The sequence below is a fragment of the Labilithrix sp. genome (genome assembly GCA_019637155.1).
Taxonomy (GTDB): Bacteria; Myxococcota_A; Polyangia; order Polyangiales; family Polyangiaceae; genus Labilithrix.
Genome location: JAHBWE010000015.1, coordinates 274,148 through 293,649, shown reverse-complemented (window position 1 = coordinate 293,649; position 19,502 = coordinate 274,148). Strand labels below are relative to the sequence as shown.

15 protein-coding genes are annotated in these 19,502 nt (G+C 69.1%); 5 read left to right on the top strand and 10 right to left on the bottom strand.

Going from position 1 to position 19,502, the window contains the following annotated elements; all coding sequences use genetic code 11:
- Positions 1-22: 22 nt before the first annotated feature.
- From KF837_30600 to KF837_30585, 4 genes are all read right to left on the bottom strand, one after another.
- Positions 23-1,624, bottom strand: a complete 1,602-nt coding sequence (locus tag KF837_30600) for a protein kinase (protein MBX3231714.1) — start codon at positions 1,622-1,624, stop codon at positions 23-25.
- A 153-nt stretch (positions 1,625-1,777) separates the two neighbouring features.
- Positions 1,778-2,674 (bottom strand): DUF4398 and OmpA-like domain-containing protein, encoded by an 897-nt coding sequence (locus KF837_30595; GenBank protein ID MBX3231713.1) that lies wholly within the window; start codon positions 2,672-2,674, stop codon positions 1,778-1,780.
- Positions 2,675-2,685: 11 nt separating this feature from the next.
- A complete protein-coding gene (locus tag KF837_30590) occupies positions 2,686-3,018 on the bottom strand; it encodes a DUF4398 domain-containing protein (GenBank protein ID MBX3231712.1) in 333 nt (110 codons plus the stop codon).
- A 213-nt stretch (positions 3,019-3,231) separates the two neighbouring features.
- On the bottom strand, positions 3,232-3,702 hold the full coding sequence (locus KF837_30585) for a hypothetical protein (protein ID MBX3231711.1): 471 nt from the start codon (positions 3,700-3,702) through the stop codon (positions 3,232-3,234).
- A gap of 66 nt (positions 3,703-3,768) precedes the next feature.
- Between KF837_30585 and KF837_30580 the strand changes: the two genes are divergently transcribed.
- The gene (locus tag KF837_30580; protein ID MBX3231710.1) at positions 3,769-4,326 is read left to right on the top strand and encodes a hypothetical protein; all 558 of its coding nucleotides are present in this window, start codon (positions 3,769-3,771) and stop codon (positions 4,324-4,326) included.
- Here the strand turns inward: KF837_30580 and gyrA are convergent.
- Both gyrA and KF837_30570 read right to left on the bottom strand, forming a co-directional pair.
- Positions 4,323-7,010 (bottom strand): DNA gyrase subunit A, encoded by a 2,688-nt coding sequence (gyrA, locus tag KF837_30575; GenBank protein ID MBX3231709.1) that lies wholly within the window; start codon positions 7,008-7,010, stop codon positions 4,323-4,325. The two genes, KF837_30580 and gyrA, sit on opposite strands and share 4 nt — an antisense overlap.
- 48 nt (positions 7,011-7,058) lie before the next feature.
- Positions 7,059-7,970, bottom strand: a complete 912-nt coding sequence (locus KF837_30570) for a hypothetical protein (GenBank protein MBX3231708.1) — start codon at positions 7,968-7,970, stop codon at positions 7,059-7,061.
- Positions 7,971-8,096: 126 nt separating this feature from the next.
- Between KF837_30570 and KF837_30565 the strand changes: the two genes are divergently transcribed.
- Positions 8,097-9,080 carry a hypothetical protein gene (locus KF837_30565; protein MBX3231707.1) on the top strand — a complete coding sequence of 328 codons (984 nt, stop codon included), beginning with the start codon at positions 8,097-8,099 and terminating at the stop codon, positions 9,078-9,080.
- Here KF837_30565 and bamA read toward each other — a convergent pair whose 3' ends face one another.
- The 3 genes from bamA to KF837_30550 form a co-directional block, all read right to left on the bottom strand.
- Positions 9,081-11,477 carry an outer membrane protein assembly factor BamA gene (bamA, locus tag KF837_30560; GenBank protein MBX3231706.1) on the bottom strand — a complete coding sequence of 799 codons (2,397 nt, stop codon included), beginning with the start codon at positions 11,475-11,477 and terminating at the stop codon, positions 9,081-9,083.
- Positions 11,478-11,861: 384 nt separating this feature from the next.
- Positions 11,862-13,175 (bottom strand): MFS transporter, encoded by a 1,314-nt coding sequence (locus KF837_30555; GenBank protein ID MBX3231705.1) that lies wholly within the window; start codon positions 13,173-13,175, stop codon positions 11,862-11,864.
- Positions 13,176-13,202: 27 nt separating this feature from the next.
- Complete coding sequence (locus KF837_30550; protein ID MBX3231704.1) at positions 13,203-13,757, bottom strand: HD domain-containing protein; 555 nt, start codon at positions 13,755-13,757, stop codon at positions 13,203-13,205.
- Positions 13,758-13,784: 27 nt separating this feature from the next.
- On the opposite strand from KF837_30550, the gene KF837_30545 reads away from it, so the two are divergent.
- The gene (locus KF837_30545) at positions 13,785-14,654 is read left to right on the top strand and encodes a class I SAM-dependent methyltransferase (GenBank protein MBX3231703.1); all 870 of its coding nucleotides are present in this window, start codon (positions 13,785-13,787) and stop codon (positions 14,652-14,654) included.
- Here the strand turns inward: KF837_30545 and KF837_30540 are convergent.
- Complete coding sequence (locus KF837_30540) at positions 14,641-14,808, bottom strand: hypothetical protein (protein MBX3231702.1); 168 nt, start codon at positions 14,806-14,808, stop codon at positions 14,641-14,643. The two genes, KF837_30545 and KF837_30540, sit on opposite strands and share 14 nt — an antisense overlap.
- A 343-nt stretch (positions 14,809-15,151) precedes the next feature.
- Here KF837_30540 and KF837_30535 point away from each other — a divergent pair, with 343 nt between their 5' ends.
- Entirely contained in the window at positions 15,152-17,587 is a 2,436-nt protein-coding gene (locus tag KF837_30535) for a DNA topoisomerase 4 subunit A (protein ID MBX3231701.1), read from the top strand.
- 5 nt (positions 17,588-17,592) lie between these two features.
- Positions 17,593-19,500, top strand: a complete 1,908-nt coding sequence (locus KF837_30530; GenBank protein ID MBX3231700.1) for a type IIA DNA topoisomerase subunit B — start codon at positions 17,593-17,595, stop codon at positions 19,498-19,500.
- Positions 19,501-19,502 lie beyond the last annotated feature (2 nt).

Below are 19,502 nucleotides of genomic sequence, written 5' to 3'. Positions count from 1 at the left end.
GGCCCCGGTCGTTCGCACGTCGCTATCTCTTCAATCGGATTTCCGAGTCACCGCCGGTCGACCGTCCACCGGTGTTCCCTGCGGGCTTGCCCCCGGCATGCGCGGGCGACTTTACGGGGTGGGCCGGTTCCGGCGCAAGGGTCACGACCTGCTCGACGCGGACCTCGGAGTCGTTCTGCGCGTAGATGACGTTCGTGAAGCCGTCCTTCTTGATCTGGAAGCTGCGCGGCTGCGCACCCACGCTCTCGCGCTCGATCTTGATGTCGATCGGGGTCGAGCCGAGGACGGCGCCCTTCTCGGAGACGGCCGCGCCGGACGGCTCGGAGTCGAGGTGGAGCACGAACGACGTGACGGTGAGGGCCGGCGCGGTCGGCTGCGGCTCCGGCGGGACGTTCGTCGCCGTCGCGCGCGAGCGGAGGGCGAAGGCGCCCGCCGCGCCGACGATCACGAAGCCGAGCAGGAGCCCGACGAGCGCGAGGAGCGGGAACGCGCGCTTGGTGGAGGGCGCGGGCGGGCGCGCCGACGTCGCCATCGGCCGCGGCGTCATCCCGGTGAAGCCGGTGATGCTGGAGACGCCGGAGGACGGCGTGTTCGAGAGGAGCGGCTGCGGCGCGACGATCGTGTACGGCACCTTCAGCGCGCCGACGGAGCGCGAGCTGCTGCTCGGGGCGGTCGCGACGGGGCGCGAGCCGGTGCTGAGGAGGCGCGCGCCGTTGGAGCCGAACACCTCCTCCTCGCAGTACGCGAGCTGCTGGAACACCTCGTCGAGGGTGGGCCGATCGGCCGGGCTCCGCGCGAGCATGCCGTAGACGAGGTTCTCGAGCAGCTCGGTCGACTCGCAGACGGGGTTCACCTCGCGCATGGGCGGGATGGGCTTCTGCAGCTTGGCCATCATGAACTCGGCCATCGTGCTGCCGGCGAAGGGGACCTCGCCGACGAGGAGCTGGTAGATGATGGTCCCGAGCGCGTAGATGTCGCTCGCGGGGGAGGCGCTCCCGTCGAACTGCTCCGGCGCCATGTACTTCGGCGTGCCGACGAGGATGCCGTCGCGGGTGAGGTCCTGACCCTCGCGCTCGACCTTGCCGATTCCAAAATCGACGATTTTAACGATTTCGCCGCCGTCGGCCTCGGGCACGATGATGATGTTCGAGGGCTTGAGGTCGCGATGGACGACGCCGCGCGCGTGGGCCTCGCGGAGGCCGCGCGCCATCTGGCGGAACAGCGTCAGCGTCTCGGCCGCGGTGAGGGAGCCGAGGTCGCGGATCCGCTCCGAGAGCGTCACGCCGTCGAGGTACTCCATCGCGATGAAGTACATCTCGTGTCCGTTCGGCGCGTTCTCGATGCGGCCGTAGTCGAACAGCGTGACGACGTTCGGGTGCTGGAGCTTCGCGAGGATGCTCGCCTCGAGGAGGAAGCGCTTCAGGAACTGCGACTCCTCCTCGTTCACGGTGTCGGCCTTGACCACCTTCACCGCGACGGGCCGGTCGAGCGGCGCCTGCGTGCCGTAGTAGATGCGGCCCATCCCGCCGCGGGCGATCGCCTTCTCGATCTTGAACTTGCCGTTGATCAGCGTGCCGACGAGCGGATCGGTCGGGCGCTTCCGCTCCGCCGTCGGGCTGCTCATCGACTCGGTCATGGCCTGAGCTGCAAGGGTATCGCGCGAGGGCACAAAAGTCTTCGCGATGGGGTGTGCCCGCTGCCCGCACATCGCGCACAAAGCGCGAGCGCCGAGAGGTTGGGACCTCTCGGCGCTCGGCGGCTTGGGGCAGCGCCGGCGTCAGCGCACGGTGGTGCTCGACGGGTTGCTGCTGTTCGGGTCGACGATGATCTCGACGCGCCGGTTGTTCGCGCGGCCCTCGGTCGACTTGTTGTCGGCGAGGGGGCGGTCCGGGCCGACGCCGACCGTCTTGATGCGGTCCGCGGCGACGCCGCGCGCGACGAGGGCGGCCTTCACCGACTCGGCGCGCTGCTGCGAGAGGACCATGTTGTGGTCGCGCGAGCCCTGCGAGTCGGTGTGCCCCTCGATCGTGATGTTCGCGTCGGGGTTGCCCTTGATGAGCGCGTCGGCGACCTCGTTGACCTTCACCGTCGCGGCGGGGAGGAGCGCGGACTTGTCGGTCTCGAAGAGGACCGAGCCCGACAGGGTGATGACCATGCCGCGCGTCTCTTGCTTCACGCTCGCGATCTTCTGGAGGTCCGCGAGCGCCTGCGCCGCCTTGCGCTCGGCCTCCGCGCGCGCCGCCTTCTCGCGGTCGAGCTGGTCCTGCGTCTTGGCGAGCTGGTTCTGGCTGTTCTGGAGCATGCCCTGCGCGCTCTGGAGCTGCTGCGCCTGGAGCTTCTGCGCCTCGAGGTCGGCCTGGGTCTTCGCCTTGTTCGCGAGCTGGACCTGGGCCATGACGTCGGCGAGCTGCGCCTTGCGGAGCGCGACGTAAGCCTTGTCTTTCACCCACGGCTTGTCGCCGTCCTCGGAGAAGGCGTTCTCGGCCTGGTCGAGCGCGACCTTGGCGTTGTGGACCTGCGCCGGGGTCTCCTGCTGGGCGACGCCTTGCGAGGTCATCTGGTACTGCGTGCGCGCGTCGGCGAGCTCCTTCGGCGGGATCGAGCGGCTGCAGCCGGCGGCGGCGAGCGCGGTGAGGGCGGCGCCGAGGAGGATCGAAGTCTGGATCGTACGCATGATGGGTCCTCTCACTTTCCGTTCTTCTGCGCGTCGAGGGTTTCGCGCGCGGTGGCGGCCGAGCTCTTGGCCGCGCGCTCGCGGGTGATCATCACGGCGAGCTCGGCGTCGGCGCTCGCGCGCTGCAAGACGAGGTCGGCGCGCTTGTTCTCGTCGTCCTTGATGAGGTTCTTGGCCTGCGCGACCTGCTCGTCGGCGAGCTTCACGTGGAGGGACGCCTGCGGATCGTTCTGGGCGCCGAGCTCCCTCGCGCTCCGGATCGCCGCCTCCGTCGACGCGAGACGTTCGGTGGGCTGGGGGAAGCTTCCGCCGCACGCGGCAGTCAGCCCCGCGAGGGCGATCATCGAGAGAACGATGTTCTTCATGACTATTGGTTTCCTTCGAAAGTGGGTGACGAGAAGCGGCACCGCAAGACACGGGCCGTCGTGCGCATCTCGTCGTTCCACGCACTTACGAGTCCCCCGCGACATGCACTCCCGCCACACGGTGGCGAGCACGAGTACTCAACGTCGGGGCTTCGCCCCGACACCCCACCCCAGACACGGCCCTTCTCGTCGTTAGAGGGTTGCGAGGAAGAGGCGGCGTTCGGTGTCGTAGGTGGCGGGGTCGTTGTTCGAGCTTCGAGCGAAAGCGAGGAGGCGGTCGAGGTGGGGGAAGCCGAGGAGGGTGGCGATGCGTGGGGCGTTGGCGCTCGCGACGCTCCCCTCGGCGATCCTGAGCATGAGCGCGCCGACGAACTGGTTCCAGCTCGCGAATCGGTCGAAGTCGTTCTCGAAGTCCTGCAGGTCCTTCGTCACGATCGCGCGCGTGGCGGGGTCGTAGAACGTCACCACCTCGTCGCCGCCGTCGTCGAGGAGCGCGACGAGCGTGAAGTCGTCGGGCGGGGTCAACGACCAGAAGTACTCGGGCGCGCGGAAGAAGAGGGAGAGGTCCTGGGGGAGCCGCGTGGTCGTGTAGGCGTCGAGGAAGACCTGCGCCGGCTTCAGGCTCGCGAGCACGCGGAGCGAATGCGAGCGGTCGTTCGGCACCACGCGAGGATAGACCGGCGCGAACGACGGCTCCACCGGGCTCGTCAGGCGAGCTACCTTCCGCCGGTGTTCGAGATCGACGGCGATCGGTTCCCGTGCGCGAGCGCGCGGATCGGCTTCCGGCGCGAAGGGCCGGGCGAGCGGTGGGAGATGGCGCTCGTCATCGACACCGAGCCGATCGAGGAGGACGCGGACTCGCCGAAGCTCGAGCTGATGCGCCTCCGCCTCGACGTCGCGGACTGGACCGAGCTCGCCGGCACGCGGCTCCGCGTGCGCGACCCGGTCGCGGACGACGACCATGATCAGAACGTCTACTGGGGTCCCCACTTCGAGAACGTCACCGCGCTCGAGCTCGCGTTCGGGCCGCTCGAGGACGGCGCGATCGAGGTCGAGGCGCAAGGGAGCGCCTATCGCGCGGTCCTCGGGACCGACACCGAGACGCTGATCCCGTTTCGCGTCCGCGCGCGATGCGAGGTCGTCCTGCCGCCGGCGGAGGCGCCGACCGCGACGCCGCCGCTCGGCCGGAAGACCTGCCGGGCGTGCGCCGCGGTGAGCTTCGAGCAAGTGCTCGCGTGCCCCGCCTGCGGCGCCGCGGGCTGGTGGAACCCGCAAGACTCCGGCTAATTCAGGCTGCCGTTCGAGCCGCCCTCGCCGCCGCTGCCGTCGGCGTCGGGGGGAGGCGTCATGCTCGGCGTGGCCTCGCCCGCGGCGGGGGGCTCGCTCGGGCCGCCGGTGACCTCGTCGGCGCTCGACTCGGCGAGGCGCTCCACCGCCACGACGCGCTCGTCGTCCTCGACGCTCATGATCTTCACGCCCTGCGCGCTGCGGCCCGTCTCGCGGATCTCCGCGACGGTGGTGCGGATGGTCTGGCCCTTGTCGGTGATGAGCATGACCTCGTCGCCGTCCTTCACGAACTTCACGTCGACGACGGGGCCGTTGCGGTCGCTCGCGTCGATGAGGATGATGCCCTTGCCGCCGCGGTTCTGCTGGCGGAACTCCTCGAGGAGCGTGCGCTTGCCGTAGCCCTTCTCGCAGACCGCGAGGACGTGCTGGCGCTCGGGATCGGTGACCGCCATGCCGACGACCTCGTCGTCGTCGCCGACGTCGATCGCCTTCACGCCGACCGTGCCGCGGCCCATCGCGCGGACCTGATCCTCCGCGAAGCGGATCGACTGCCCCTGCTTCGTCGCGATGAGGAACTCGCGCGTCCCGTCGGTGAGGACCGCCGCGAGGAGGTGGTCGCCGTCCTCGATCTTCACGCCGATGATGCCCTTCTGGCGGAAGTTCTCGTAGTCGGTGACCTCGGTCTTCTTGATCTGGCCGCGCTTCGAGATCGTGACGATGTACTTGCCCGCCTCGATCTTCGGGACCTCGACGATGGCGGTGACCTTCTCGCCCGGCTCCATGCCGACGAAGTTCACGATCGCGCGCCCCTTCGCGGTGCGCGGCGCGATCGGGATCTCGTAGACCTTCTTCACGTAGACCTTGCCGCGGTCGGAGAAGAAGAAGACGTAGGCGTGGGTCGACGCGACGAAGAGCTGGGTCACCCAGTCCTCCTCCCGCGCCTCCATCCCGATCTTGCCCTTCCCGCCGCGCTTCTGCGCGCGGTACGCGGACGGGTGCGTGCGCTTCACGTACCCCGCGTGCGAGATCGTGACGACCATGTCCTCTTCCTGGATCAGGTCCTCGTCCGCGATCTCGGCGTCGTTGGCGACGATCTCGGTGCGCCGCTTGTCGGCGTACTTGCTCTTCACCTCCTCGAGCTCCATCACGATGACGTCCATGAGGACGCCTTCGTTCGCGAGGATGTTGCGGAGGCGCGCGATCTCGTTGCAGAGCTCGCCGTACTCCGCCGCGAGCTTCTCCTGCTCGAGGCCGGTCAGCTTCGCGAGGCGCATGTCGAGGATCGCCTTCGCCTGACGCTCGGAGAGGAAGTAGTCGCCCTTCGCCTTCGCCGCCTCGATCTCGGCGTCGGGGCGGCCGGCGCGGCGGACGAACGCCTCGAGGCCCTTGAGCGGGAGCTTCATGAGCTCGACGCGCGCGGTCTCGGTGTCGCGCGAGGCGCGGATCGTCTTCACGACGAGGTCGACCTCGGTCGTGGCCATGCCGAGGCCCTCGACGATCTCGCGCGACGCCTCCGCGACGCGGAGCTCGTAGCGCGTGCGGCGCGTGACGACGTCGCGGCGGTGCTCGACGAAGACCTCGAGCGACTCCTTCAGGTTCATGACCGCGGGGCGGCCGCGGACGATGGAGAGGTTGATGACGCCGAACGAGGACTGGAGCTCGGTCAGGCGATAGAGCTGGTTGATGACGATCTGCGGGGCGACGTCCTTCTTCAGCTCGATGACGAGGCGCATGCCGTCGCGATCGGACTCGTCGCGCGCCTCGCTGATGCCCTCGATCTTCTTCTCCCGCATCAGCTCGCCGATGCGCGCGTGGATCTTCGCCTTGTTCGCCTGATACGGGATCTCCGTGACGACGATCTGCTCCTTGTCCTTCGTGCCCGGCGCCTTCTCCACCTCCATGCGCGCGCGCATGATGATGTTGCCGCGCCCGGTGCGCTGCGCCGCCTCGATGCCGCCGCGGCCGAAGATGAGGCCGCCGGTCGGGAAGTCGGGGCCGGGGACGAACCGCATCAGGTCGTCGATCGGGCACTGCGGGTTGCGGACGAGGTGCACCGTCGCGTCGATGACCTCGCCGAGGTTGTGGGGCGGGATGTTCGTCGCCATGCCGACCGCGATGCCGCCGGAGCCGTTGACGAGGAGGTTCGGGATCCGGGACGGGAGGACGGTGGGCTCGACCTTCGAGTCGTCGAAGTTCGGGTTCCAGTCGACGCACTCCTTGTCGATGTCGGTGAGGAGCTCGAGCGCGATGCGCGAGAGGCGCGCCTCGGTGTAGCGGTAGGCGGCGGCGGGATCGCCGTCGACGGAGCCGTAGTTGCCTTGGCCGTCGATGAGGAGGTACCGCATCGAGAACGGCTGCGCGAGGCGCACCATCGCGTCGTAGACCGAGGAGTCGCCGTGGGGGTGGTACTTGCCGAGCACGTCACCGACGATGGTGGCGCTCTTCCGGTACGGCGATGTCGGGACGAGGCCGGCCTCGTAGGCGGCGTAGAGGATGCGGCGATGGACCGGCTTCAGGCCGTCGCGGGCGTCCGGGATCGCGCGCCCGACGATGACGCTCATCGCGTAGTCGAGGTAGCTCGTCCGCATCTCGTCCTGGATCGAGATGGGGACCTTCTGACCGTTCGAGCTCGGCGGTGCGGGCGGCGTATTCCCGGGCGGAATCGGCGGATTCACGTTCGACATCTGGGACGGAACGTCTAGACCGGACGCGGCGCGGCGGGAAGCGTCGCGTCACTCGAAGCGGGCGAGATTCAGCGCCGCGCCGGCGCCCTCGCTGACGGTGACGTAGCCCCCGCCGTCCGGCAGGAACGCGAACGCCTCGCCTTGCGCCTCGGTCGCGACCGGGACGCTGCACGGCGGGCGCGCGAGCGCCGTCGCGAGGTCCTCGCCGGGCGCGCGCACCCAGAGCGACGCCGTCGTCCCGTAGCCACGCACCGCGACGAGCCGCCCGTCCCGCGAGATCGCGCCGCCGGTCGCGAGCGCGGCAGGGATGCTCGCGATCCGCGTCGTCGTCGCGGTCGTGCCGGCGACGAACGGCCCCACGCGATGGACGTGCGCCCGCCCGAACAGGACCTTCGTGACGATGAGGAGGTCCTTCGTGATCGGATCGAAGAGCAGCGTCTCCGCGTCGTGCGGGGCGTCGCCGTACGTCACGGTCATCTTCTCGGACGTCGCGTCGAGCGTGACGGGAGCGGTGCCGCTCAGTCGAGGCTCCGCGACGCGATGGATCGTCAGCGCCGGACGAGCGACGGCGTTGTCGCCGATGTCTCCGAAGTAGAGGAACGACCCGCCCGGCCCGTCCTCGATCGCCATGTCCTCGATGTCCGCGGGCTCGGCGGCGTCGAACGTCAACGTCGCGAGGAGCGCACCCGTGCTCGACACCGCGAACGCCCGCGCCGCGTCGCCGGAGTCGTTGTGGACCCAATACGCGCCTTCGTTGAGCGCGCTCGCGGCGATCCCGGACGCCTCGTCGACCTCGCCGGCCGCGATCGGCGCGATCGGCGCCGGCGCACCCGCGCGCGGACACGCGCCGGTCGCGCCACCGTCCGTCGAGGTCGCCGCGCTCGGGGCAGGCGAGGACGGCTGCTCCGCAGAGCTGCACGCGACGAACGCCAGCGCGAAGAAGAAACGACGCATCTCCATCGTCACGGCGAGCAGCAGGAGGTCACTCCTGCCCACGATACCAATGTCCGGTGCGCTGCGACATCGATCGCGTATTCTCTTGGGCAGGTCTTGCGACTCGGATTCCTGACGCTTGCCATCTTCGTCGTGCTCTCTGCCTGTACGCGCTCTCGGCCGAGCGCGCCTGCGAGCGAGCGGCCGGTCGACGATCCGCGGTTCGACTTCCGGCCGACGCCGTGGACGCCGTTCTCGCCGGTGTTCGATACGCCGCCGCGCGCGGTCGCGTTCGATGCGCTCTGCGCCGACGACGTCGAGCGGTGCCGGGCCGAGTGCAGCGCGCGTGACACGATCGAGTTCGCGTCGTGCGCGCTGGAGCTTCGCTACGGCGACGACGCCGCGAGCCTCGAGCTCGCGCGCTCGCTCTTCGACGGGTCCGGCGTCGTCGTCGGGGTCGAGACCAGCCCCACCGTCGAGGCGGGGCACCTCGGGGAGCTGCCGATCTCGCCGGCGCCGCCGGTCGGTCCTTACCGGCGCCACCTCGAGTGGGTGGTGGAGAGCTTCCGCTCGGTCGAGGACACCTTCGCGGCGCTCGCGGCCAAGGCGCCGCGGCCGATGATGTTCCGCACGCGGCCGTACGCGCTCCGCTTCTACAAGACGGAGTCGCGCTCGTTCCCGTCGGCGTGGGCGATCGACGGCGTCGTCGCCTACAACGTCGAGGGTCCGCTCTTCCAAGGGCGCGACGGCGTCGCCGCCACGCTCTTCCACGAGCTCTTCCACCTCAACGATCAAGGGCACGGCTTCTGGTCGGTGCGCGCGCTCGTCGATACGTACGCGGCGATCCGCACGCAGTGCGGCAACGACGATGCGTGCCTCGCGCCGTACGCGCCCGACGAGACGCGCGTCGAGGGCGGGACGTTCTACGCCTTCGACGAGCGCGTCGACGACGTCCGCGAGTACGCCGCCGACGTCGCGCTCCGCTGGTTCCGCGAGCACGAGGCCGCGCTCCGCGGCGAGCCTCCGGAGGCGCCGTTCCGCTGCGCGACGCCCGAGAACCTCACGACGTGGACCCTCCTCGTCGAGGAGTTCTTCGGCGCCACCGACCTGCTCCCGCCCTGCGAAGAACAGAGCTGATCAGAAGAAGTTTCCGATCGTGAACTCGAAGACGCTCGACTCTTCGTAGGAGAGCTTGTTGAGCGGGAAGCCCCACTCGAAGCGGAGCGGGCCGAGGGGGGAGAACCAGCGGATGCCGACGCCGCTCGAGAGGCGGAGGTTCGTGAGCGAGGCGCCGGAGAAGCACGGCGACACGAGGTTGGAGAACTGCGGGGCGGGCGTGGTCCGGCAGAACTGGTCCTCGAGGTTCCACGTGTTGCCGGCGTCCATGAACGTGACGCCGCGGATGCCGACCTTGTCGATGATCGGGAACTCGAGCTCGAGGTTCGAGTAGTACTGGAGGTTGCCGCCGATGTTCGCGCCGTTCGGGATCGGCGGCGCGTTGGGGTCGAGGGAGCCGTTGAGCGGGAGGCGCGGGCCGAGCGTGCGGAGGCGGTAGCCGCGGACGTCGAGGATGCCGCCGAGGAAGTAGCGCGCGAAGATCGGGACGCCGTTCGAGAGCGGGCTCGTGATGAGGCCGACCTTGTTGTTCATCTTCAGGATGAACCCGGAGCCCGGCTGCTCGCCCTGCCCGAAGAGCGGGTAGTAGAAGCGGCCGATGAGCTCGTTGCGGAGGAACTGGATCTCCGAGCCGAGGTACGCGCTCGCGAGCTCGGTCGACGCCTGCACGAAGACGCCGCTCGACGGGAAGAGGCGGTTGTTGCGCGTGTCGTAGGTGAGGGCGGGGCGGAGCGAGATCGTGCGGCCCGAGTTGAAGAGGTTCGCGAGCGGCAGGCGCTGGAAGACGCTGATGAAGCCCGAGGTCGAGCCGAAGAACGTGTTCACGTTCGCGGTGTCGACCGAGTCGTGCTGCACCGTCGCGGTGACGCCGAGGCGGAGCCACGGCTGGATGAGCGCGTAGCCGAACGTGAGCGCGCCGCCGAGCGTGCGGCGCGAGAAGTCGGGGAAGACGAGGAGGTTGTCGTAGAGCTCGACGCTGGAGGACCAGTCCGAGTCGAGGAAGTAAGGCTCGAAGAAGCGGATGCTGATGAGCTGGCGGAGGCCGGAGATCTGCGCCTGGAGCGCGAGCGACTGGCCGTTGCCGAACAGGTTCGCCTGCTGGATCTGCGCCGTCGCGATGAAGTTCTCGATGCTCGAGAAGCCGGCGCCGACCTGGAACGTGCCGGTCGGGCGCTCGGTGACCTCGAAGTTGATGTTGATCGTCTCGGGGGTAGAGCCTTGCTCGGTCGAGACGTCGACGCGCTCGAAGTAGCCGAGCGCGACGCAGCGGCGCTTCGACTCCTCGAGCTTCGTCTCCGAGAAGAGCTGGCCCTCCTCGATCTCCATCTCGCGACGGAGGACCTTGTCCCTCGTCTTCGTGTTCCCCTTCACCTCGATGCGCTCGACGTGCACGAGCGGGCCGCGCCGGATCGGGATGATGATGTCGACCTCGCGCTTCACCGGGTCGAGCTCGGACTCGGGCTCCGCCTCCACCGTCGCGTACCCGGCGTCGCGGTAGAGCGTGCGCACCGCGCCGAGGTCCTTCACGAGCTCGGCGCGGTTGAAGTAGTCGCCGCTCTTCGCCTTCACGAGCTGGCGGAGCGCCTTCCTACCTCCGAGCGGCTCGATCTCGCGGCCGTCGGCGTCGCGCTCGTAGACGCGGAGCTGGCGGATCTTGAAGCGCGGGCCCTCGTGGACGAGGAGCGTGATCTCGATCCCCTCGCGATCGGGCGTCAGCATGACGCGCGGTGTCCCGATCTGCACGTTCATGTAGCCCTTGTCGTAATAGAGGGCGTTCAGCATGAGCACGTCGCGCTCGAAGACGTCCTGGCGGTACGAGCCGCCGGAGCCGAACGACAGGATGCTCTGCTGGCCGGTCTGCATGATCGACCGCAGCTCGTCCTCGGGGACGTTGTGGTTGCCGACGAAGGTGATGCGCCGCACCGTGACCGGCGAGTGCTCGGCGATCTTGAACTTGACGATGACCTCGTTGTCGCGCTGCGGCTGGACGATGCTGTCGACGTCGGCGAGGAAGTAGCCCTTCTCCGCGTACGCGTCCTTGATCTTCTGCACGCTGCGGCGCACGGACGGGACGCTCAGGATCTGGTTCGCCTTGAGCTCGATCGCCTCCTGCAGCTTGTCGTCCTCGAGCTCGCTGTTGCCCTCGAACTCGATCGCCTTGATGTTGGGGCGCTCGCGGACGAGAAAGCGCAGGATGAGCCCGCGATCGTCGCGCGTCATGTCGACCTCGACGTCGTCGAAGAAGCCGGAGTCCCAGAGCGCGCGCACGTCGTTCGCGAGGTTCTCGACCTTGAAGAGGTGCCCCGGCTTCTCGCGGAGGTACGTGATGATGTCCTCCTTCGCGACGCGGCGGTTGCCGCTGATGTCGAGCCGGAGGATCGGCGTGCCCTCCGCCTTCTCGCCCTCGCTCGGCGGGATGTTGATGACGGGGCCCGCGGCGTGCGTCGGCGGCGCCGCCGGGGGCGGTCCGGCGTCGGCGTCGTCCATGGTCGGCAGGAGATCGTCGGCGCCGGCGTCGGGGGCCGCCCGCGGGGCGGGGGCTCCGGCGTCGCCGCGCGGAGCTGCGCCGGCGCCAGCGTCGGCCGCCTGCGCGAGCGCGCTCGGGATCGACGCGAGCCAGACGAAGGCGACGGCGGACCCGAGCGCCGCAGCGAGCAGGAGCCCGCGCAGAAACCACCGGGCCTTCTCGAGAAAAAATGCCATCGCCGCGTAAGAAAAGCCGGGAAGACTCAGTACTCGACCCGGGTGTGTGCGGTCAACGGCGCTCCGACGGGCGGTGCCATCTATTTTTCGTCGCGATCCTCATGATTTGTGGGCCGGTGCAGCGTCTCGCTTCGGCCACCACACCGCGGCGCTCGCTGCGATCGCGAGCGGCAGCGTCATCATCGCGAGCTGGATCGGCATGTTGTCGGCGAGGAGGCCGACGAGGGGAGGGGACCAGAGGTCGCCGAGGACGTGGATCGAGAGGATGCTCAGCGCCATCGCGCTCGCGCGGAGGTGGCTCGGGACGGCCTGGAGGATGACGGCGTTGACGGGGGAGGTGCAGAGGAAGAGGAACATGACCGCGACCGCGACGACGGCGAAGAACACGGCGGGCGCCGGCGAGAGGAAGGCCCCCGCCGCGAGCGGCGCGCCGACGAGGCTCCCGACGCCGCAGATCTTGAGGAGCCCGCGGACGCGCTCGCGGCGCGCGAGGTCGACGCGCTCCGCGATCTCCTCCGGCGTCGCGTCGCGGTAGCCCTGCTCGCGATAGAGCTTCTCCGGGTCCTTCGTGTCGTGCGCGAGCCGATCGGCGATGCCCTTCGCGACGCGGTCCGCCCATCGGCCGCCGACGATCGTGCTGCCGCCGCCGCAGACGACGATGAGCGCGCCGAAGACCGTGCTCGCCGTGTCGAGCCCGAGGCCGTAGCGGCGGACCAGGAAGTGCGGGGCCCAGTGCGAGAACGCGCCGATCGCGGCGGTGTAGGCGCAGTAGCCGAGGACGCACTGCCGATAGAGCTTCGTCTTCGCGAGCGTGACGAAGTCGCGCGCGACGTTCGGCTTGTCCTCGCGCGGCTTGCGCGCGGGCTCCAGGATGAAGAGGCACACGATCGCGAGGAGGACGCCCGGTCCGCCCGCGACCCAGAACGCCGCGCGCCACCCGAAGTGGTGGGCCACCTGGCCGCCGATGATGTACCCGAGCGCGCCGCCGACCGGCGTCGCGAGGTAGAACGTGGCGAGCGCGCGGCCCTTCCGCTCCGCCGGCGTGATGTCGTCGATGATCGTGGGCGCGAGCGTCGCGTAGCTGGCCTCGCCGATGCCGACGAGCGCGCGGGCGGCGAGGAGCGCCATCAGCCCGCCGGCGAGGCCCGAGGCGACGGTGGCCGCGCTCCAGACGAGGACGCCGATCGCGATGAGGCCCTTTCGCGGGAGGCGGTCGCCGAGCATCCCGAAGATCGGCGACGTCGCGAGGTAGCCGACCATGAAGACGGTGGCGAGGAGCCCGCCCTGGAGCTGCGAGAGGCCGAGCTCCTCGATGAGCTTGGGCAACACCGCCGACAGGACGAGGCGGTCGAGGTAGTTGAGGAGGTTCAGCCCCGTCAACAAGGCGAGGATGGCGCTCGGCCGCTGGATCACGCCGGCACGGTACACCATGCCGCACGCTCACACCGCGGCGACTTCGCTCAACGTCTCGATGTACTCCGTGACGAGCGGGTGCCCCGGCTTGGCGGCCTCGGCGCGCGCGCGGAGGTCGGCGAAGCGCTCGATCTGCGCGTCTTTCCCCCGCTTGAACATCTTCCACGGATCGCCGAACACGCGCGCGCAGACGATGATCGACTGGAAGTTGTCGATCTTGTCCGCGAGCGTGATCGCCTGCGCCTCCCACGGCTTCTTCGCGAAGTGCTCGAGGTAGGCCTTCTTCCGCTCCTCCCACGAGAGCGACTTGTCCTCCTCGCTCGCGTGTCGCACGAGGGTCGCCACGGTTTCGCCGAATTTGTCTTTCAGGACGTCGAAGGTGACGCCGCAGTCCTCCATCACGTCGTGGAGCGCGCCCGCGGCGACGACCTCCTCCGCGAACCCGTGGCGCGAGAGGATCGCCGCGACGCCGGCGACGTGGCTGACGTACGGCACCTCGACGTCGGGGTACTTCCGCTTCTGGTCCTTGTGCCAGATCGAGGCCCAGTCGAACGCGGACTTCACGAGCGGGATGGACGGCATCACGAACGAGCCTATGACCAGGGGACGATGACGTCGACCCGCTACGACAAGATCGGCCACGGCTACGCCCGCACCCGGCGCGAGGACCCACGCCTCGCCGCGCTCATCCACGCCGCGCTCGGCGACGCGCGCACGGTCGTGAACGTCGGCGCGGGGGCAGGGTCGTACGAGCCGGCCGATCGGTACGTCCTCGCGATCGAGCCGAGCGACGCGATGGCGGCGCAGCGCGGACCCGATCGCGTCCCGGCGATCCGCGCCTCGGCGGGAGCGCTCCCGCTCCGCGATCGCTCCGTCGACGCGGCGATGGCGATCCTCACCGTGCACCACTGGGACGCGGAGCAGGAGGCCGGCATCCGCGAGCTCCGTCGCGTCGCGCGCGGGCCGGTCGTGATCCTCACCTACGACGCCGCCGTCGCGAACGAGATGTGGCTCGTGAAGGACTACTTCCCCGAGGTCGGCGCGCTCGACGCCCGCACGATGCCGCCGATCGACCGCGTCGTGTCGCTCCTCGGCGGGGCCGACGTCTCGGTCGTACCCATCCCCCGCGACACGATCGACTGGCACCTCGGCTCCTTCTGGGCGCACCCCGAGCGCGTGCTCGACCCCGAGGCGCGCGCAGCGACCTCAGGCTTCGCGCGCGCGGATCCCGCCGTCGTCACCCGCGTCGTCACCGCCGTGCAGCGCGACCTCGACGACGGCACCTGGGAAACGCGCCACGGCGCGCTGCGCACGCTCGCTGACTACGACGCCGGTCTCCGCCTGATTTCATCGTCAGGGGCTTCGCCCCCGACACCCCCACCCCAGACACGACCCGCGAAGACGCGGGTTGCTTCGCAACCGCTGGCGCGGTCGCTTCTGGGGCCCCGTCACTCGCTCACACCCCTCAGCGGATCTTGATGAAGCCGATCGACTTCTTCTCGACGATGGGGCGTTTCTGACTCTCGTCCGGCGAGGCCTCGTCGTCGTCGTCGTCGTCGAGATCGAGATCGAGCGGAGGAGGCGGTGGCTGCGAGCGGCGGCGCTGCTCGACCATCGCTCCAAGGACGCTCACGGCGCCGACCGAATCGAGGCTGCGAACGGAAGGCTGCTCCTTGGGGCAACCCCTCTCCGGGGGTCCGGGGGCGTCGAGCGCGTCTTCGCGCGAGAACCCCCCGGCGGGAGAGCGCGAGAGGGCAGAGCCCTCTCGCGAGAAAAGAAGAGTCGCTCGTGCTGCTCGGAACGCCATGGCCTTGATCGCGGTATGACGCGCAACGGCGCGCCGCGCCATGTTGCTCAATCCGAGAAACTCAATCGAGACGCGGACTTCCGTGCACAACTCTGACGCAAAGTTCCAGTCTTGCGGTACGTCTCAAAACTTGACGCTTGTTTAGTGGTTGTGTGAGGGTCCGGCGACGGTGGCAGCCAAAAAGAAAAGCAGCAAGGGCGCGGAGCCGGCGCCGAAGAAGAGCCGAGGCAAGCGTGGAAAAGGTGGAGACGTCGATCTCTTCGCGTCGTCGCGTGAAGGCGCGGAGCTGCCCGCCGCGCTGCACGACCTCGCGCAGACGCGGTACCTGAACTACGCGCTCTCCGTCATCACGAGCCGCGCGCTGCCCGACGTCCGCGACGGCTTGAAGCCCGTGCAGCGCCGCATCCTCTACGTGATGTGGGACAAGAACCTGACCGCGGACGCGAAGCACCGCAAGTGCGCGACCGTCGTCGGCGACGTCATGGGCGGCTACCACCCGCACGGCGACAGCTCGATCTACGAAGCGCTCGTGCGCATGGCGCAGCCCTTCGCGATGCGGATGCCGCTCGTCGACGGGTCCGGCAACTTCGGCTCGATGGACGGCGATCCCGCCGCCGCGATGCGCTACACGGAGTGCCGCCTCCAGCCGATCAGCGCGGAGCTCCTCACCGACCTCGACAAGGGCACCGTCCACTGGCACCCGAACTACGACGGCACGAAGAGCGAGCCCGTCGTCCTGCCGGCGAAGCTCCCGAACCTCCTCGTCAACGGCGCGACCGGCATCGCGGTCGGCATGGCGACGAACATCCCGCCCCACAACCCGGAGGAGGTCTGCGCCGCGTCGATCCGCCTCCTCGACGCGCTCCTCGACGGCAAGAAGCTCTCCGCGCGCGAGCTGTCGCGCACGATCAAGGGGCCCGACTTCCCGACCGGCGGGCAGATCGTCTCCACGAGCGAGGAGATCAAGCAGGTCTACGAGACGGGCCAGGGCTCGCTCAAGGTCCGCGCGACGTGGGAGAAGGGCGACGAGGGGCGCGCGTCGAAGACGATCGTAGTCACGAGCATCCCCTACGCCGTGAACAAGACCGTGCTCGTCGAGCGCATCGCGGAGGTCGTGCTCCAGCGCAAGATGCCGCTCCTCCTCGACGTGAAGGACGTGTCGACCGACGACGTCCGGATCGAGCTCGAATTGAAGAAGGAGGCCGACGAGCAGAAGGTGCTCGCGTACCTCTACAAGAACACGCCGCTCCAGACGACGTTCGCGGTCAACCTCACCTGCCTCGTCCCGACCGAGAACCCGGACGTCGGCCGCCCCGAGCGCCTCGATCTCGGGTCGATGCTCTGGCACTTCCTCCACTTCCGCCTCGAGGTCGTCACCAAGCGCCTCGAGGACGAGCTCCGCGTGCTCGCGAAGCGGATGCACATCCTCGAGGGCTTCGCGACCGTCTTCGACGCGCTCGACGCGATCCTCAAGATCGTCCGCGCGTCGGAGGGCAAGGCCGACGCCGCGAAGAAGATCATGGCGAAGTACAAGCTCGACGAGGATCAGACCGACGCGATCCTCGAGCTGAAGATCTATCGCCTCGCGAAGCTCGAGATCCTCGTCATCCAGGACGAGCTGAAGGCGAAGAAGAAGCGGAGCGGCGAGATCAAGAAGCTCCTCGCGGAGGCGGGGTCGAAGGGGATCTGGGGCCTCGTCCGCGGCGAGCTCGAGGGCCTCCAGCAGGGCTTCGGCAAGGCCGGCAAGCGCCGCACGGTCATCGCGGAGATCGGCGAGGAGCGGACGTTCTCGGAGGACGAGCTCATCGTCGCGGAGGACAACCACGTCCTCCTCACGCGCGACGGCTGGGTGAAGCGGCAGCGCGAGATCAAGGACCCGGCCGCGACGCGCCTCCGCGAGGGCGACGCCGTGCTCGGCGTCGTCGCCGGCTCGACGAAGGCGACGGTCGTGTTCTTCTCGAACTTCGGCACCGCGTACACCGCGCGCATCGCGGACGTCCCCGCGACCACGGGCTACGGCGAGCCGATCCAGAAGCTCTTCAAGATGAAGGACGGCGAGGCGATCATCGCGCTCGCCTCGCTCGACAAGCGCGTCACCGGCTCGCTCGCCGGCGACGAGGACCACTACCCGGAGACGTTCGCGCTCGCGGCGTCGTCCGACGGCAACGCGCTCACGTTCGGGCTCGAGGCGTTCGCGGAGCCGAGCACGCGGAGCGGCCGCCGCTACGCGCGCACCTCCGACGGCGCCACGATCGTCGGCGTCGGCACGGTGCGGGGCGACGAGACCGTGATCGCCGTCTCGAAGAAGCGCCGCGCGCTCCTCTGCAAGGTCGAGGAGGTGAAGTACCTCACCGGCGCGGGCAAGGGCGTGCTCCTCATGAAGCTCGAGAAGGACGACGCGCTCCTCGCGATCAAGGCGGCGAAGGACGATCGCGACACCTTGATCGTGAAGTCGAGCCTCGGCGGCGAGCAGCGCATCAACACCGCGCGCTACGAGAAGACGAGCCGTGGCGGGAAGGGCCGTGAGGTCATCTCGCGCGGAGCATTCACCGAGGTCGTGCTGGAGCCGCCCGCGGCGCCGGAGCCCCTCGGAGACGGGAAGTAAGCAGCATGGCGACCGAGTACACCGCAAAAGACATCCAGGTCCTCGAAGGCCTCGATCCGGTCCGCAAGCGGCCGGGCATGTACATCGGCGGGGTCGGGAGCGCCGGCCTCCACCACCTGGTCTGGGAGATCGTCGACAACTCCGTCGACGAGGCGATGAACGGCCACGCGAGCGAGATCACGGTCACGCTCCACAAGGACGGCGCGAGCATCACCGTCTCCGACAACGGGCGCGGCATCCCGATCGACAAGCACCCGAAGCACAAGAAGACCGCGCTCGAGATCGTCTACACGACCCTCCACGCGGGCGGGAAGTTCGAGGGCGGCAACTACAAGACGTCGGGCGGCCTCCACGGAGTCGGGGCTTCCGTCGTCAACGCGCTTTCCACCAAAGTCATTGTTAAGGTCAAACGCGGGGGAGCCGAGCACCAGATCGAGTTCAAGCGCGGCGTCGCGCAGGGGCCGTTGAAGAAGGTCGGTCCCGCGCGCGGGACCGGGACGACGGTGTACTTCCAGCCGGACCCGACCATCTTCCCGAAGACCGAGTTCGATCCGCAGACGATCCGCGACCGCCTCGAGATCGCGAGCTTCCTCCACCGCGGGGTGAAGGTCCGCTTCATCGACGAGGCGCACGGCACCGACGAGACGTTCAAGCACGATCAAGGCATCGTCGACTACCTCAAGAAGGTCATCGGCGAGCGCGGCCAGAAGGCGATCCACGAGGCGCCGTTCACGCTCGTGAAGGAGAACGGCGCGAAGGTCGAGATGGCCTTCCAGTGGACGGAGGCGACCGACGAGCACGTCCGCTCGTACGTGAACGGCATCCCCACCCGCGACGGCGGCACGCACGAGATCGGCCTCCGGAGCGCGGTCGGCAAGGCGGTCCGCAACTACGTCGAGACGCACAACCTCGCCCCGCGCGGCGTCTCGATCACGAGCGACGACATCCGCGAGGGCTTCACCGGGATCCTCTCGGTCTACATCGCGGAGCCGCAGTTCCAGGGCCAGACCAAGGACCGCCTCAACAACCCGGAGGTGCAGTCCTACGTCGACGCCGCGGTCCGCCCCGCGCTCGAGCAGTGGCTCAACTCGAACCGCTCCGTCGCGGAGGGCATCGTCGCGCGGATCGTGCTCGCGGCGCGCGCGCGCGAGGCCTCCCGCGCCGCGTCGGCCGCGATCTCGCGCAAGACGGCGACGAGCGGCCGCCTCACGCTCCCGGGCAAGCTCTCCGACTGCACCTCGAACAAGCGCGAGGAGACGGAGCTCTTCATCGTCGAGGGCGACTCCGCCGGCGGCTCCGCGAAGCAGGGGCGCGACCGCGAGCACCAAGCCGTGCTCCCGCTCCGCGGCAAGGTGCTGAACACGGAGTCGGTGGCGCTCGCGAAGGTGCTCGAGAACAAGGAGCTCGCCGACCTCGTCGTCGCGCTCGGCTGCGGAGTGGGGAAGGACTTCGCGCTCGAGAAGCTCCGCTACGCGCGCGTCATCGTCCTCGCCGACGCGGACTCGGACGGGCACCACATCTCGACGTTGCTCCTCACGTTCTTCTACCGCCACATGCCGGAGCTCCTGAAGGGTGGGAAGGTGTTCGTCGCGCTGCCGCCGCTCTACCGCATCGACATCGGCAAGGAGACGCACTGGGCGGCGGACGACGCGGACAAGGCGCGCATCTTGAAGGCGAGCGGCAAGGACGAGAGCAAGGCCGACATCACCCGCTTCAAGGGCCTCGGCGAGATGATGCCGAAGGTGCTCTGGGACACCACGCTCTCGCCGAAGAGCCGCCGCCTCCTCCGCGTCGACATCGCCGACGCGCTCCAGACCGATCGCGTCATCAACGACCTGATGGGCAAGGACCCGAGCGCGCGCTTCAACTTCATCATGGAGCACGCACAGGACGCCGCCGCGATCGACGTCTGACC

Bases quoted from the DNA above. Each gene is read 5' to 3' on its own strand.
- KF837_30600 (MBX3231714.1), bottom strand. From the start codon at position 1,624: ATGAGCAGCCCGACGGCGGAGCGGAAGCGCCCGACCGATCCGCTCGTC.
- KF837_30595 (MBX3231713.1), bottom strand. From the start codon at position 2,674: ATGCGTACGATCCAGACTTCGATCCTCCTCGGCGCCGCCCTCACCGCG.
- KF837_30590 (MBX3231712.1), bottom strand. From the start codon at position 3,018: ATGATCGCCCTCGCGGGGCTGACTGCCGCGTGCGGCGGAAGCTTCCCC.
- gyrA (MBX3231709.1), bottom strand. From the start codon at position 7,010: ATGTCGAACGTGAATCCGCCGATTCCGCCCGGGAATACGCCGCCCGCA.
- KF837_30570 (MBX3231708.1), bottom strand. From the start codon at position 7,970: ATGGAGATGCGTCGTTTCTTCTTCGCGCTGGCGTTCGTCGCGTGCAGC.
- KF837_30550 (MBX3231704.1), bottom strand. From the start codon at position 13,757: ATGCCGTCCATCCCGCTCGTGAAGTCCGCGTTCGACTGGGCCTCGATC.
- KF837_30545 (MBX3231703.1), top strand. From the start codon at position 13,785: ATGACGTCGACCCGCTACGACAAGATCGGCCACGGCTACGCCCGCACC.
- KF837_30530 (MBX3231700.1), top strand. From the start codon at position 17,593: ATGGCGACCGAGTACACCGCAAAAGACATCCAGGTCCTCGAAGGCCTC.